The sequence below is a fragment of the Mycobacterium sp. Root135 genome (genome assembly GCF_001426545.1).
GTDB lineage: Bacteria > Actinomycetota > Actinomycetes > Mycobacteriales > Mycobacteriaceae > Mycobacterium.
In genome coordinates this window covers 165,176-178,257 of the sequence record NZ_LMEZ01000005.1, presented here as the reverse complement: position 1 = coordinate 178,257, position 13,082 = coordinate 165,176, and the positions used below count along the sequence as shown (strand labels likewise).

12 protein-coding genes are annotated in these 13,082 nt (G+C 67.5%); 5 read left to right on the top strand and 7 right to left on the bottom strand.

From position 1 onward, the window contains the following. Positions 1–4: 4 nt before the first annotated feature. Both benB and benA read right to left on the bottom strand, forming a co-directional pair. Positions 5–478, bottom strand: a complete 474-nt coding sequence (benB, locus tag ASD37_RS12000; protein ID WP_235568362.1) for a benzoate 1,2-dioxygenase small subunit — start codon at positions 476–478, stop codon at positions 5–7. A 38-nt stretch (positions 479–516) separates the two neighbouring features. Beyond that, a complete protein-coding gene (gene benA / locus ASD37_RS11995; RefSeq protein WP_056553088.1) occupies positions 517–1,893 on the bottom strand; it encodes a benzoate 1,2-dioxygenase large subunit in 1,377 nt (458 codons plus the stop codon). Positions 1,894–2,088: 195 nt separating this feature from the next. Here benA and ASD37_RS11990 point away from each other — a divergent pair, with 195 nt between their 5' ends. From ASD37_RS11990 to catC, 4 genes are read left to right on the top strand one after another with little or no spacing between them, the layout of a single operon-like run. Beyond that, positions 2,089–2,991 (top strand): LysR family transcriptional regulator, encoded by a 903-nt coding sequence (locus tag ASD37_RS11990; RefSeq protein ID WP_056551214.1) that lies wholly within the window; start codon positions 2,089–2,091, stop codon positions 2,989–2,991. Beyond that, a complete protein-coding gene (locus ASD37_RS11985) occupies positions 2,988–4,094 on the top strand; it encodes a mandelate racemase/muconate lactonizing enzyme family protein (protein ID WP_056551213.1) in 1,107 nt (368 codons plus the stop codon). Before ASD37_RS11990 ends, ASD37_RS11985 begins: the two co-directional genes overlap by 4 nt. A gap of 55 nt (positions 4,095–4,149) precedes the next feature. Continuing rightward, the gene (gene catA / locus ASD37_RS11980; RefSeq protein ID WP_056551212.1) at positions 4,150–5,016 is read left to right on the top strand and encodes a catechol 1,2-dioxygenase; all 867 of its coding nucleotides are present in this window, start codon (positions 4,150–4,152) and stop codon (positions 5,014–5,016) included. A gap of 1 nt (position 5,017) precedes the next feature. Beyond that, positions 5,018–5,299: a muconolactone Delta-isomerase gene (gene catC / locus ASD37_RS11975; RefSeq protein WP_056551211.1), complete on the top strand. Its 282-nt coding sequence runs from the start codon at positions 5,018–5,020 to the stop codon at positions 5,297–5,299. Here the strand turns inward: catC and ASD37_RS11970 are convergent. From ASD37_RS11970 to ASD37_RS11960, 3 genes are read right to left on the bottom strand one after another with little or no spacing between them, the layout of a single operon-like run. Then, positions 5,289–5,909 (bottom strand): TetR/AcrR family transcriptional regulator, encoded by a 621-nt coding sequence (locus tag ASD37_RS11970; RefSeq protein ID WP_056551210.1) that lies wholly within the window; start codon positions 5,907–5,909, stop codon positions 5,289–5,291. The genes catC and ASD37_RS11970 overlap by 11 nt on opposite strands. Before the next feature lie 21 nt (positions 5,910–5,930). Next, positions 5,931–7,091 (bottom strand): MFS transporter, encoded by a 1,161-nt coding sequence (locus tag ASD37_RS11965; protein ID WP_200959882.1) that lies wholly within the window; start codon positions 7,089–7,091, stop codon positions 5,931–5,933. Positions 7,092–7,097: 6 nt separating this feature from the next. Next, a complete protein-coding gene (locus ASD37_RS11960) occupies positions 7,098–10,295 on the bottom strand; it encodes a cytochrome P450 (RefSeq protein ID WP_056551208.1) in 3,198 nt (1,065 codons plus the stop codon). 161 nt (positions 10,296–10,456) lie between these two features. On the opposite strand from ASD37_RS11960, the gene ASD37_RS11955 reads away from it, so the two are divergent. Beyond that, positions 10,457–11,257, top strand: a complete 801-nt coding sequence (locus ASD37_RS11955) for a class I SAM-dependent methyltransferase (RefSeq protein ID WP_056553085.1) — start codon at positions 10,457–10,459, stop codon at positions 11,255–11,257. 12 nt (positions 11,258–11,269) lie between these two features. Here ASD37_RS11955 and ASD37_RS11950 read toward each other — a convergent pair whose 3' ends face one another. Continuing rightward, a complete protein-coding gene (locus ASD37_RS11950) occupies positions 11,270–12,031 on the bottom strand; it encodes an SDR family oxidoreductase (RefSeq protein WP_056551207.1) in 762 nt (253 codons plus the stop codon). Beyond that, positions 12,028–13,059: a zinc-binding dehydrogenase gene (locus ASD37_RS11945; protein WP_056551206.1), complete on the bottom strand. Its 1,032-nt coding sequence runs from the start codon at positions 13,057–13,059 to the stop codon at positions 12,028–12,030. The genes ASD37_RS11950 and ASD37_RS11945 overlap by 4 nt, the downstream gene beginning before the upstream one ends. Positions 13,060–13,082 lie beyond the last annotated feature (23 nt).

The following is a 13,082-nucleotide window of genomic DNA, read 5'->3' as shown; positions in this document are numbered from 1 at the left end:
GCTCCTAGAAGTGGTAGACGTCCACCACGTGGTGGATGTAGTCGTTCTTCAGTACGACGGTCTTGCGCCGGATCACGGGCTGCTCGCCGCTGAAGTCGATCGTGTAGAAGGACGTCCCGTAATAGGGGTCGACGGTCTTGTAGCGGAAGTACATGGTGTGCCAGTTGAATCGGACGTCGACGAGGTCGCCACGGCGTTCGATGACTTCGACGTTGGAGATGTTGTGACTGGTCCGGGGTTCGGGCAGCGACGTCGCCGACGAGCGTTCGGTGCGAATGCGGAACACCCGATCCTCCAGGCCGCCCTTGTTCGCGTAGTAGATCAACGAGACGTCGCGCTGCGGGTCTTCGACGAGTGTGTCGTCGTCGTCCCAGGATGGCATCCAGTACACGACGTCCTCGGCGTAGCACTCAAGCCACTTCTCGAACTCCCGGTCGTCGAGGTAGCGGGCCTCGCGATAGAGGAACTGTTCGATCATGTTGTGGGTCAACAGCTTCTGAGAACTCTCAACCGTGGTCACGCGCCCATCCCCTTGTCCTGCTCGCGCCCCAGCGCGTTGCGCAGCGTGTCCAGCCAATAGCCGTGCTGCACCGGGTAGAGGCCCTCGTCCTCGTTCTTGACGCCCGAGGAGATGACGCCGTCCATGTCGAGGGAGCGGGCCACCTCGTCGGGACCCGTCAACCAGTGCTCGGCGCCCCGGCTCATGTCGTTCCACGGCGCAGCCTCCGCGCGGAAGGTGAGCTGACAGGACCGGAACTCCTCGAGATCGTCGGGGGTCGCCATGCCGGAGGCGTTGAAGAAGTCCTCGTACTGGCGGATGCGGTGCGAGCGTGCGGTGTCGCTCTCGCCCTTGGGGGCGATGCAGTAGATCGTCACCTCGGTCTTGTCGGGGGCGATCGGTCGGAAGTGGCGGATCTGGGTTGAGAACTGATCCATCACGTACACGTTCGGATACACGCACAGATTGCGTGAACCCTTGACCATGAACTCGCCCTTGGCGTCGCCGAACGTCGACTTGAGGTCGTCGAGCTTGTCCCACAATGGGCGGTCCTGCGGATTGCCTGCCCACGTCCACAGGCACAGGTGGCCGTGTGGGAAGGACCAGTAGCCGCCGCCGGACTTTCCCCAGCTGCCGGCGTCGAGGGCCTTGGTGTCGTTCGTCGACTCGCCGGTGGTGCGCCGGCTGGTCGTGGCGGCGTAGTTCCAGTGCGTGGCGGTGACGTGATATCCGTCGGCGCCGTTTTCGGCCTGCACCTTCCAGTTGCCGTCGTAGGTGTAGGTCGACGAACCCCGAAGCACCTCCAGACCGTCGGGTGACTGGTCGACCAGCATGTCGATCACCTTGGTGGCGTCGCCGAGGTGTTCAGCCAGCGGCAGCACGTCGTCGTTGAGGCTGCCGAACAGGAAGCCGCGGTACCCCTCGAACCGCGCGACCTTCGTCATGTCGTGGCTGCCCCCGGAATTGAACGTCTCCGGGTAGCCGGCGCCCTCGGGGTCCTTCACCTTGAGGAGGGCGCCGTCGTTGCGGAACGTCCACCCGTGGAAGGGGCACGTCAGCGTCATCCGGTTGTCGGTCTTGCGGCGGCAGATCATGGCGCCGCGATGCGCGCACGCGTTGATCAGGCAGTTCAGGTTCCCGTTCTTGTCCCTGGTGATCACCACGGGCTGTCTGCCGATGTAGGTGGTGAAGTAGTCGCCCGGGTTGGCGACCTGGCTCTCGTGGGCCAGGTATATCCAGTTGCCCTCGAAGATGTGCTTGATCTCCAGCTCGAAGATCTCTTCGTCGGTGAAGATCTTGCGGTTGGTGCGGTAGACGCCCGCCTCGGCGTCGTCCACGACGGCATTCGCCAAGACGGTCTCGACGCGGTTCGTCGGTTCGATCGATGTGGTCATGTCATCCTCCAGGGGCTCTCCGACCACAGTGGCAGGGCGTGTCGACGGTCACACCAGGCAATTGCCTAGTCCTGCACCCGCCGCCCATTAATCGATCACATCGATGAATGGGACGCAAACGAGTCCTTGTTTCCTATGGATCGGACATCTACCGTCGAACGTGTCGGTCGTCACACCGCTACGAACGGAAGTCTCATGGAGCTGCGTCACCTGCGCTATTTCGCCGCGGTGGCCGAGACGTGCCACTTCGGCAAGGCCGCTGAGCACCTACTCGTCGCGCAGCCGGCACTGTCCTATGCGATTCGCCAACTCGAAGGCGAACTGGACGCCAGCCTGTTCAACCGCACGACCCGCCAGGTGTCCCTCACCCCCGCCGGTGAGTTCCTACAGTCCGAAGCCATCCGAATCCTTGCCGCCGTCGACGACGCCGAACGCGGCGTGCGCCGGATCGCGGCGGGCCGCAGTGGACTGCTGCGCGTCGGGCTCACCGGGACGGCCGCGTTCTCGCACCTTCCGCGCATCGCCCGCATCCTTCGCCAGGAGCTTCCCGGCGTTGCCATGGAAACCCAGGCGGACCTGCTGACCCCGCAGCAGTGTGACCAACTTCGGGCGGGCGCGTTGGACGTCGGCGTCCTGCGTCCCCCTGCGGTCGGTGACGACATCGAACTGCGGATCATCGACACCGAACCCCTCGTTCTGGCCGTGTCGGCCGACCACCGACTGGCAGCCGAGCCCGTCGTCTCGATGACCGATCTGCGCACCGAGCCGTTCGTCTCCTACTCGAGTCGCGATTCGGCGGTCAACGACGCCGTACTGCGGAGCTGCAAGCGCGCCGGCTTCGTGCCGCTCCGTGAACACACCGCGCCGGGCACCGCCGTCTTGCTGGCCCTGGTGGCCGCCGGATTCGGGGTCGCCGTTCTCCCCGCCTCGGTGCGGGCACTTCCGTTGCAGGGTTTGGTCTTTCGTGACCTGGCCGACGGCGGCAGCATCGACCTCGCCCTCGCGTGGCGGCGCGGCGCCGACAATCCGGTGGTCGACGCCGCCATCAGCATTCTGTCCGCGGCCCTGGCGGCCGTCGCCGTTGAGGAGCCATCGTGAAGATCACTGCCGTCGAGGCGATTCCGTTCGCCATTCCCTATCTGAAACCGCTGAAGTTCGCGTCGGGCGAGGTCCACACCGCCAACCACGTGCTCGTGCGCGTGCACACCGACGACGGGGTCGTCGGCGTCGCCGAAGCGCCGCCGCGCCCCTTCACCTACGGAGAGACGCAGGCGAGCATCGTCGCGGTGGTCGAGCAGATCTTCGCGCCCCAACTCGTCGGGCTCACGCTCACCGAGCGCGAGGTGGCCGGCGGGCGCATGGCGCGCACCGTGGGCAATCCGGCAGCCAAGTCCGCGGTGGACATGGCGATGTGGGATGCATTGGGACGCACGCTCGAATTGCCGGTGACCGGCCTGCTCGGTGGTTACACCGACCGCATGCGCGTCAGCCACATGCTGGGGTTCGACGAGCCCGCCGCGATGGTCGCGGAAGCGGAGAAGATCCGAGAGCTGTACGGCATCAGCACCTTCAAGGTGAAGGTCGGCCGTCACCCGGTCACCCTCGACACCGCCGTGGTCCGTGCGCTGCGCGAGCACTTCGGCGACGCGGTCGAGTTGTACGTCGACGCCAACCGCGGGTGGACGGCATCGGAGTCGTTGCGCGCCATGAAGGACATGGCCGACCTCGACCTGCTGTTCGCAGAGGAACTCTGCCCGGCTGACGACGTGCTGGGCCGCCGCTGGTTGGTCGAGAAGCTCGACGTCCCGTTCATCGCCGACGAGTCGGTGCCCACCCTCGCCGACGTCACGCGTGAGGTGCTCGGCAAGTCCGCCACCGCGATCAGCATCAAGACCGCGCGGACGGGGTTCACCACCTCGCAGCGGGTGCACCACCTCGCCGAGGGATTGGGCTTGGAAGTGTTGATGGGCAACCAGATCGACGGTCAGATCGGCACCGCGTGCGCGGTCACCTTCGGTGCGGCATACGAGTCGACGTCGCGTCGCGCCGGCGAGCTCTCCAACTTCCTCGACATGTCCGACGACCTCCTCACCGAACCGCTGCGCATCCGAGACGGCGTGCTCCCCGTGCCGCCCGGTGTCGGTCTTGGCATCGAGGTCGACCCCGACAAACTCGACCGGTATCGCACCGATCGACGATGAGCCCTCTCCGTGGCAGCCCCACGGAATCGAAGGAACAAGAGAGAGAAGAGTTGACATGACCACAATCGAGCAGCCCTCCGACGTGGCGAGCGCTGCCGCTTCCGGTGCCTCGGCCACCGAGCGGTTCCACGCCGACAAGTCGCCGTATGACGCGGTCAAGGACACCCCCATCGAGCGGGTGGACCTGCTGGCCCGCGAGGTGCTGGAGGCGCTCCACGAGACCATTCGTCGCCACCGCGTCACCTACGCCGAGTACAACGCGCTGAAGGCGTGGCTCATCGACGTCGGCGAGACCGGCGAGTGGCCCCTGTTCCTCGACGTCTGGATCGAGCATGTCGTCGAAGACGTCGCCACCGACCACCGCTCCGGCAACAAGGGCAGCATCGAAGGCCCGTACTACGTGCCGAACGCTCCCGAGCTCGGCGCGACGGGCACGGTCCCGATGCGCGACGGCGAGGCAGGCACACCCCTGGTGTGGAGCGGACGCATCACCGACACCAACGGCGCGCCGCTGCAGGGCAAGATCGAACTGTGGCACGCCGACGACGACGGCTACTACTCCCAGTTCGCGCCAGGCATCCCCGAGTGGAACCTGCGGGGCACCTTCTCGACGGGACCGGACGGCCAGTTCGAGATGACCACCATTCGCCCTGCGCCCTACCAGATTCCGACCGACGGGTCGTGCGGCAAGCTGATCTCCGCCGCCGGTTGGCACGCCTGGCGTCCGGCCCACCTGCACGTCAAGGTGTCGGCGCCCGGGCACGAAATGCTGACCGCCCAGCTGTACTTCCCCGGTGACTCGCACAACGACGACGACATCGCCAGCGCGGTCAAGCCTGAACTGATTCTCGACCCGAAGATCGAGGTCGACGGTTCGCAGTCCGTCGCCTACGACTTCGCACTCGACCCCGAGCGGAGCTGAGTTGCTGTATCACGTGCACATGCAGGTCAACCTGCCTGCCGACGTCGACCCTCAGGTCAAGGACGATCTGGTCGGTCGCGAGAAGGCGTACTCGCAGGATCTGCAACGCAGCGGCAAGTGGCCGCACATCTGGCGGGTCGTCGGCGAGTACGCCAACTACTCGATCGTCGACGTCGAGAGCAACGACGAACTACACCAGTTGCTTTCGGCGCTGCCACTGTTCCCGTACATGAAGATTCACGTAACGCCGTTGGCCACGCACCCCTCGGACGTCAAGGCGTAGCGGCGGGGACGGTCAGTTCGCCAGCCGCCAGAGCGGCCGTGGCGGCGACCAACGCCCGAAGGCACGAGCTTTCGGCGGCCTCGTCGGGATGGACGAGATGCTGGACGGTGAGACCGTCGAAGCCGGCGTGGAAGAAGCGGGCGATGGTGTCGGCGGGCTGGGCGAGTTGGCGGTCGGCCCGTGCCGCGGCCTCCTCGATCAACCGCGACGTCACCGCGAGCACGCCGGTGTAGTGGTCCTGGACGACGGTGCCGAGGCGAGGTGTGCGCAGTGCGTACATGGTGAGCTCGCTGAGGAGCTGATGACTGGTCGGCTGTTCGCGGACCGTCTGCCACAGCGCCGAGGCGAGGGTGCCCAGCGCCCGGTCGAAGTCAGGGTCCTGTGGGGCGGCCTGCTCGACCTGGGCGACCAACTGCTCGGTGAGTTGCTGCATGACCGCGTGGTAGAGCTCCTCCTTGTTGCCGAACGTGTAGTGCACGGTGGCCTGGGCAACCCCCAGTTCGGCGGCGATGGCACGGGTACTGGCCGCGGCCACCCCCTCCCTGGCCATGAGATCGATTGCAGCCCTGATCAATTGGGGACGACGCTCGGTCACCGGGACGTGTGCCATGGGTCGATCCTAACGATCGGGTCACGCTGCGACCGCCGCGGCGTCGACGGGCTTCCTCGCGGTGACGGTCATCCTGAGCAGCGGCAGCGCTCCGACGACCGTGCCAGCCGCCAGCACGACGGCAAGCACACCGGCGCCGGCGCTCGAGAGCAGATGACCGACGGCCAGTGGTCCGACCCCGTTGCCGAGGGCTCCCGCCCCGCCGAGGGATGCCGTCCAGCGCCCAGACGGGTCGACCACTGCGGCGGCAGCCAGGATCTGAACCAGGACGGCCAGTTGGCATGCTTGCCAGGCGATGGCGGCGGCGATGAAAAGCGTCCGGTCATGCGTCACGACGAGCAACGCCATGCCGAGTGATTCTGCGACGACGAAGCTGGTCAACGCGGCCAGTCGGCCGAGCCGCCGTGCGACGACGGGACCCGCCACTGCACCGGCGAGCGCCACCACGCTGGACGCCGCCAACACCGCGGACACCGCTGCAGGCGACATGCCGGTGTGTTCTCGTCCCAGCACGGCCGCGTAGGACCACGCTCCCTGCGTCACCATCCACAGCAGCACTGCGCCCGCGAGCAGCACCACCGACGGGCGCTTCGGTGCGACGGGGTGGGTGCCACCGATGGCGTTGCGGCTCTTGGGCAACCGTCCCACCAACAGCCACGTGGGCACACAGCACAGCGCAAGCACCGCGAAGCCGGTGCCCGGCGACCACGCACGGTCGGCCGCGGACACCCCGACGATGAGCAACGCCGTCACCACCACCGTGCCCGAGACCGCGACGGCCGATGCCCTGTCCGGGTCGTCGAACACAGCCAGTGCGGAGGTGGCGGCGGCGTAGACGGCGCCGAGGCCGGCTCCCAGAACGATGTTGGCAGCGATGATCGCGCCCGCATCCGTGGCCACCGCCGCACCAACCAGGCCGACGGCCGCCACGGCCGCACCCCATCTGGCCATGGTGGTTCGGCCAACCCCCGCGGCGCGCTTGGCCAGCATGATCGTCACCACGGCGGTGGCGATCAGCTGGGCCGTACCCACCAGCCCCGCAGCAGATTCCGACATGTGGAAGCGGGCGGCGAAGTCGTCGACGAAGATGGGCATGACGTTGGTTCCCGCGTTGCCGAGGGTGACGCCCGCGATCAGTGCGGCCGAAACGCCGACGGTCAACGTGGGGGTGGAAGTCTTCACCGTGATCTAGCCGGCCCAGACGTCTTCGACGTACCGCTGCGCCTCGACGAGCGACTCGAGCCAGGCGGTGGCTTCCTCGACTCCCGCGTCGGTGTGCTTGCGGTACACCGAGATGAAGGCGGCGCGGACCGCGGGCGCCATGCGGCGGCCGTCGCCGCAGACGTGGACGCGCCCGCCGCTCTGCAGGGCCGCCCATACGTCGTCGGATTCCCGTTCGATGCGGTCCTGGACGAACCGGACACCGTCCCTGGGAGCGTGCATGAAGGTTGGGCGCAGGTCGACGACACCGGCCGCGTGTGCCGCCTCGAGCTCGGTCCGGTGTAGGAAGTCGACGTCCGGGGCGTCACATCCGAAGTAGCACAACAGCGTTCCGCGGACACCGTGGTGGAGTCGATCGAGGATGGCGCCACGGAACGGAGCCAGTCCGGTGCCGGCGCTGACCGTGATCACGGGAATTGAGGAGTCCGACGCCAGCCGGAACGCGTCGCGGCACGGCAGCACCCGAGCCTGGACGACGTCACCGGCGTCGACCGTCTGCATGTGGTGGGAGGCGATCCCGTGAAACTCTCCGTTGCCGTCGCGATGCGGGGCCGTCAGCAACGCCACCACGAGGTCCACCTCGGCGGGCGTGGTTTCCGACGACGACGAGATGGAGTAGTGCCGCGGTCGCAGTACCGGCAGCATCTCGAGGAACTCCTCGAAGGGCAGCGCGCACGCGGGATGGTGCTCGACGAGGTCGAGGACACTTCGCCGGGGCTGGGTCACCTGTTCGTCGAAGTCCGCCGGTGGTGCCGACGCCAAGTCGGACAACGGGCGTCGTTCGGGCGGGCACGGTGTGTTGGCGGCCAGCCTCGCGACCTGCTCTTGGGTTGCGGGGTCCTGCAATTCGACGAAATCGGTGAGTAGGTGGCGCAGGGTCAACGGACGGTCGACGGGCAACGCGTTGCGGCTGCGGCGTCGCGCCCGGATCGCGACCGTGCGGTCCAGATCGAGGTCGAACCGGTCGGCGACCCGTGTGACGAGGGCGGCGGGATTGCGGGGGAGCACCGCGAGGTGGTCACCGGTGCGGTAGCCGACGCCGTCGGGCAGGCGTAGCTTCAGGAATCGCTTCGACCTGCCCAGGGGATGTGCGACGTCGACCAATTCGCGCGCCTCCAACACCTGCATCGGTTGCATCCCGTGGTGGGCCGCCAGTTGCCCGGTCGCCGAGTCGGCGGCGTCCACGACCTCGTAGAGCGATTGGTGTTCGGCCACGGGGGTTTCCGATGCGGAGTCGTCGACCTGCGGTTCGAGCAGTGCGTCCCACAGCCCCGCAGTCCAGCGGTCCACGGCGTCGGTCGGGTCGGCGGCGGCGTCTGCCGCACCCCGGGCCACCACGGGGACGGCGCCGGCCGCGGTCAGGCGCTCGTCGACCAGCGTGGGGATGCGCTGATAGGTGGCAGCCCAGTTGCGGTCCCCGACGCCGAGCACGGCGTACCGCACGCCTCGTAGCGAGCCGGGTGTCAGGTGCTCCAACCAGTCGACGAACGTGGCCGCGTCGTCGGTGGGCCGCCCGTTGTACGACGCGGCCACGATCACGACGACGCCGCCATCGGCAGAGAGCTTTCCCACCGCGTCGTCGAGGGGTGCGACGCTGGCGGCGAAGCCAAGGTCAGTGCCGCCGTCGGCGAGCTCGTGGGCGATGCCCGCGCAGGTACCGAGGTTGGAACCGTGCAACACGGTCAGGGCCGTGCCGGGGGCGTGGCGGCGGGCGGCGCCGCGGTGTTGCCGGGCGGGGTCGGCCACGGCGCTCGGTGTTGCCCGCTCGTCGTCGGAACGGCGTGCGATGCCGAGGGTGAATCCGTCGGGCTTGATGGTGAGCGTCTGCTTGAGCTTCAGTTGGTAGTTCGCGTGGTCGTTGAGCCGGTAGCGGTGCAGCAGCAGACCCAGCACCAGCGTCGCCTCGTGGAGGGCGAATTGCCGTCCGATGCAGGCGCGTTCGCCAGTGCCGAAGGGCTTGAACAGATGGGCCGGCCGCGCCTCTTCGCGGTGGGCGGCGAAGCGATCGGGATCGAACGACTCGACGTTGTCTCCCCACGCGGCATCGCGGTGCAGCGCCGGTGTGAGCACCATGAGCGTCTCGCCCGCGCGCACCGCGTACTTGCCGCCGATGACGGTGTCCTCCCGTGGCTCCACGGCGTACGAGGGTGCCGTGGGCCACAGTCGCAGACTCTCGTTGAGCACTTGTCGGATGTAGGTCAGCTTGCCGACGTCTTCGTAACGTGGGTCGGGGTCTGTCTGGTTTCCCCACATGGCGTCGACCTCCGCGCGGGCGCGGGCGAGCGCGGCCGGATTCTTCACCAGGTAGTACAGCGCGAACGACAGTGCACCGCTGGTGGTTTCGTGGCCGGCGATGAGAAAGGTGATCACCTGATGGCGGATGTTGACGTCGTCGAGCGGTTCGCCGGTTCGGGTATCCGGGGTGTGCAGCATCCGGCCGAGCAGGTCCTCCATGGTGGTGTCACCCGAGGACCTGCGCCGCGTGACGACGTCGTCGACGAGGGCGTTCATCGAACGGACGTCCTCGTCGAACTGGCGGGCCCGTCGCCACCTGAGCACCTCGGTACCGGGAATCGACTCACCCGTGGCCTGAGCGAACGCCAGCGCGCGCGTCATGGCTCCCACGAACGGGTTCGGTTCGTCGCGGCCGAACGAGTCGAAGTCGTGGCCGAAACCGCACAGGCCGATGGTGTCGAATGTCAGCCGCGTCATGTCGGCGGCCACGTCCACCGACTGGTCGCCGACGCGGTCCCACTTGGCCAGCAGGCTCCGTGCCACCTGCAGCATCGTGGCGTGGTAGCCGCGCATGGCGGACAGGGAGAACGCCGGCATCAGAATGTCGTGCGCCTTGGCCCAGTTGGGCTCGTCGTTGAAGGCAGTGAACAGTCCGTCGGCGCCGATTCGGCGCAGGAACACGAGGTCGGCGTGCACGTTCTTTCGGAAGCGGTCCTCGTCGGACAGTTCGGTGACCAAGTCCAGGCCGGAGACGATGGCGACCTCGGCGCCGAAGATGCTCAGTTTGAACAGCGGTCCGAGGTCTTTTGCCTCGGCCATCAGGTGCAGCAGACCGTCGGCACCAGGGGGGATGCCGAGCGCGTGGCCGACGAAGGGCAGGGCGGCGCGCTCGGGTATCGCCTGAAGCGACGGGGCATTGGCAGTGGTCATCGCGGCCGTCCTCGGGATTGGTTTTGGGCTAGTCGAACCCACCGTACAGATGACTGGGTCACCTGACAATGTCGATCGACAAGGTTGAGTGTCGTGCCGCGAGGAGGGACGCCCTCGGGCACCATGGAGACCGCCAGCAGATCGACCGACAGGAGGTGGGCGTGACGGACTCACCGAGCAGCTCCGGCGACGGGTTGTTCGCCGGAACCGCCTGGCACTACGCGCGATACCGCCCCGGCTATCCGGAGACGTTCTTCGCCGACGTCGTCGCACGATTCCGACTAGACGGCACCGGGCGACTGCTCGACCTCGGCTGTGGCACCGGCCAGCTGACGGTCCCGCTCGCACGGCACGTCACCGAAGCGCTTGGCGTGGACCCCGAGCCCGAGATGCTCGTCGAAGCCGCGAACCGTGCGCGCGAACTGGGCGTCACGAATGTGTCCTGGGCGCAGGGGAGTTCGGAGGACCTGCCGGGTGAGTTCGGCCGCTTCACGCTGGTCACCATGGGGCGGTCGTTTCACTGGATGGACCGTGAACGAGTCCTCTCGGCGCTCGACGGCATGGTCGAGGCCGACGGCGGTGTCGTGATGGCCAACGACAGCTGCCTCGTCCGACCGGTCACGGAATGGCAGCGGGCCGTGGAGGCCCTCCAGCCCCGCTACCTGCCAGCCGACGCATTCCCCAGTCTTGGCCCGGCGTCCTCCGACGAGTCGCACGAGTCGATACTGTCTCGCTCACCGTTTCCCAACGTGCACAGGGTGGTTCAGGAGTTCACCCGAGAGTGGACGGTCGACGCGATCATCGGATATCTGTACTCAACCTCGCTGCCACTTCGCCGACTGCTCGGCGACAGGCGATCGGCCTTCGAACAAGAGGTGGCCACCACCTTGCTTGCGATCGAACCGAGCGGACGGTTCACCGAACCGGTCGCCCTCGAAGTGCACACGGCGACAAGGGGGTAGGTCCGCCGATTGTCACCGACCGAGCCAGCCACCGTCGACCGGCAGCGTGATTCCGGAGACGTAGTCAGAAGCCGGGCTGGCGAGGAACACCGCGGCGCCGCCGAGATCGCTGGCCTGACCCCACCGGCCGGCTGGGATTCGTTCGAGGATGGAGCGGCTGCGCACCGGATCGTCCTGCAGCGCTTGGGTGTTGTCGGTCGCGATGTAACCAGGTGCCAGCGCGTTGACGTTGACGCCGAGCGAGGTCCACTCGTTGGCCAGCGCCTTGGTCAGGCCCGCGATGGCGGACTTGGACGCCACGTAGCCCGGTACGTTGACCCCGCCCTGAAAGCTCAGCAGCGAGGCGGTGAAGATGACCTTCCCGTATCCGCGGGCGATCATCGACCGCCCGACGGCCTGGGTCAGCACGAACTGGCTGTCGAGGTTCACCGACAGCACGCGATCCCACATCTCGAGGGGATGCTCGGCGGCGGGGGTCCGTTCGATCGTCCCCGCGTTGTTGACCAGGACGTCGACTCGGCGTTCCGCCAGTTGGGCGCCAAGCTCGACGACGGCGTCTCGATCCGCGAAGTCCACCTGGTAGGCGGTGAACTCGCGGCCGGCGGCCTCCACGCGGCTCTGGACGACGCTGCCGTCGAGCTCCAAAGTGGCACTGACGCCGATGATGTCGGCGCCCGCGTTGGCCAGCGCCTCGGCGATCGCCAGGCCGATGCCCCGCTTGGCTCCCGTGACGACCGCGGTCCTGCCGGAGAGGTCGAACGGGGAGCCGGTCACGTGGATTCTCCGTCGGCGCCGAGATCGATGAGCACCTTCATGGCCTTGCCCGCCTCCAGGTCGGCGAAGGCCTCCGCGGTGTCGGTGATCGGCCGGATGCTGCTGATCAAGGCGTCGGCCGGGATGGCGCCCTCGTCGAGAAGTTCAATCGCGCGCTCGAAGTCGGTGCGCTCGTAGACCCGGGCGCCGAGCAGTCGCAGCTCACGCCAGAACACGCGCTGCAGGTTGACTGGGCGCGGCTGCGGGTGGATCGCGACGACGACGACCGTGCCGCGCACCTTCACCAGGTCGGTCGCCGCGAGCATCGCCGAGGCCGCTCCCGACACCTCGAAGGCGATGTCGGCGCCGGCCCCGGAGGTCCACGCGGTCACCCACTCGACCTGGTCGGTGTCGGTGGGATCAAGCACCTCGAACCCCAGCTTGGCGATGGCCGCGCGGCGGCCCTCGTCGAGCTCGACGACCGCCACCTTGGCTCCGGCGTGGCGCGCGACGGTGGCAATCAAGACCCCGATCGGGCCACCGCCGAGGACCACCACGTGATCGCCGGCAGCCACCTCCCCGCGGCGAACGTCGTGGACGGCCACCGCCACGGGTTCGACGAGCGCCGCATGGTCGAGACGCAAGCTTTCCGGCAACGCAACCAGGATGTCGGCGTCGACGTTCCAGAACCGTTGCAGTGCACCGGGAGAGTCGATCCCGACGAAGTCGAGATTCTGGCAGATGTGCTGATGGCCGGCGAGGCAACCGGGACAGGTGCCGTCCCAGCGCAGCGGCATGACGGTGACGGGGTCTCCCACCCTCCAACCGGTGACGCCGTCAGCGATCTCGGCTATCCGTCCGCTCATCTCGTGGCCGATGACGGCCGGAGTCTGCACGCGGGAGTCCATGTGGCCGTGGAAGATGTGGAGATCGGTGCCGCAGATTCCGGCATAGGCGACTTCGATCCGGACCTGACCGTCCTTCAGCGGTTCGGGATCGCGGTGGTGAATCTCGATGTTCCTTGCGCCCACGTAGTTCGCGGTCAGCACGGGACACTCCTTTCGCCTCGAGT

What these genes read in the sequence shown, in the direction of transcription:
- benB (WP_235568362.1), bottom strand. Translation starts at nt 478, where the DNA reads ATGATCGAACAGTTCCTCTATCGCGAGGCCCGCTACCTCGACGACCGG.
- benA (WP_056553088.1), bottom strand. Translation starts at nt 1,893, where the DNA reads ATGACCACATCGATCGAACCGACGAACCGCGTCGAGACCGTCTTGGCG.
- ASD37_RS11990 (WP_056551214.1), top strand. Translation starts at nt 2,089, where the DNA reads ATGGAGCTGCGTCACCTGCGCTATTTCGCCGCGGTGGCCGAGACGTGC.
- catA (WP_056551212.1), top strand. Translation starts at nt 4,150, where the DNA reads ATGACCACAATCGAGCAGCCCTCCGACGTGGCGAGCGCTGCCGCTTCC.
- ASD37_RS11970 (WP_056551210.1), bottom strand. Translation starts at nt 5,909, where the DNA reads ATGGCACACGTCCCGGTGACCGAGCGTCGTCCCCAATTGATCAGGGCT.
- ASD37_RS11960 (WP_056551208.1), bottom strand. Translation starts at nt 10,295, where the DNA reads ATGACCACTGCCAATGCCCCGTCGCTTCAGGCGATACCCGAGCGCGCC.